Here is a 1,416-nt window from a genome sequence, read left to right as displayed (position 1 = left end):
TCTCCCTCTCCCTCTCCCTCCCTCCCCCTCTCTCCCTCCCCTCTCCCTCTCCCCTTCCTGACGCGATCGCCGAGTGCACGGGATGTCGCCGAGTGCACGGGATGGTGACGTGAAGATGCGGTGCGCTCGGCCGCAAGCCGTGCGCCCGGCGATGGGTGGCAGGGCGTGGCGTGGCGTGACAGGGCGGGGCGGTGCAGGGCGGGTCAGGGAGGAGTGATGTGGAAGGAGGCGAGTCGAGCGGCGAGAGCCGCGGACGTCGCGATGTGCTCCGTCCCCCATCGCGCGAAGCGCCAGTGCGTGCGACCCCGGATCCAGTCCTCGCGCTGCTTCTCCGCGAGGAGGACCTGCTCGACCGTGCGGCCGGAACGCAAAGCCTCGTCGAGGTACTTCGTCTTGCCGTCGAACTCGCCGAAGCTGCGGACGTCTGCGAGCCCGAAGTCAACGAAGTACGCGCGGCCGTCAGGTCCGTCGATCGGCACCTGCAGATCCGGAGCGGCGAAGCCGAGTCTGTGTAGATGCACCCGGCTCACACTTTCGCCGGGAAGCTGCGCCCGCCCGTCGGCGAAGTCCGCCACCCATCGCGCCTGACGGATCCCTCGAGCTCCCCCGGCGGCGGTCAACCTGGTCGCGAGCTCACCACGCCACGAGAGGACGGCATCCATGTCCCACTCCCACTGCCGCTCCGCCATCTGACGCTCAGCGGCATCCGCCAGCGCCACAGCAGCCGGGACCGGCAGCACTCGGATGAGATCGAACACCGTGCGCGACAACGTGGTGCACCGGATGCCGCCGCGTACCGTGACGTCGACAGACGGGAGCGGCGCGACATGACGGAACACATCTGGAGCACTCGAGATCCGCCGCGGAGAAGGAGTCGTCATGTGCACCCGCAGGAGTCTCGTCGCATATAGCGGAAGGCCCCAGAGCACGGCCGCCGATGTATGGGACATGACTGCGAGCCCGCTCGCATCGCGAGCCACAGCGATGACGTGCGCATGGTGCCTCTGTTCCGGCCACAGCGGCTCTCGCTCGACGGCATCCATGAACCATCCTCGCCGGATGGCGAACAGTGCTCCGCTCTGCAGCGCGGCGGCGATCCCGCGATCCGTCCATCCGTTCAGAACGAGGTCGGCCCGCGATCGCACGAGCTGGGAGAGAACGGGAGCAGTCGTCGTCGGCATGCCCCATGGTTCTCCCCCGTCCATCCCCAAACCCCGGTTTCCCCAACGCGTCCGCTCTCCTTCGCGTCCCCGGCTCTTTGTGCAGGAGGAGTGACCAGTCGCGAGTGCACCGGATGCTGCCGAGTGCACGGGTCGCACGCGTGAACAGGTCGTGCGCTCGGCAGCAACCCGTGCACTCGGCGGACGGGAGGAAGGGAGGGAGGAAGGGAGGGAGGGAGGGAGGGAGGGAGGGAGG

The 1,416-nt window shown here is 68.5% G+C and carries 1 protein-coding gene; it reads right to left on the bottom strand.

The genetic code is table 11. From position 1 onward, the window contains the following. Positions 1-203: 203 nt before the first annotated feature. Entirely contained in the window at positions 204-1,181 is a 978-nt protein-coding gene (locus tag DW298_RS10675) for a hypothetical protein (protein ID WP_136042466.1), read from the bottom strand. Between the last annotated feature and the right edge of the window lie 235 nt (positions 1,182-1,416).

The organism is Microbacterium sp. A20 (genome assembly GCF_004794515.1).
Taxonomy (GTDB): Bacteria; Actinomycetota; Actinomycetes; order Actinomycetales; family Microbacteriaceae; genus Microbacterium.
Note: the sequence above shows the minus strand (reverse complement) of the source record. Positions and strands in the feature narration are given on the sequence as shown.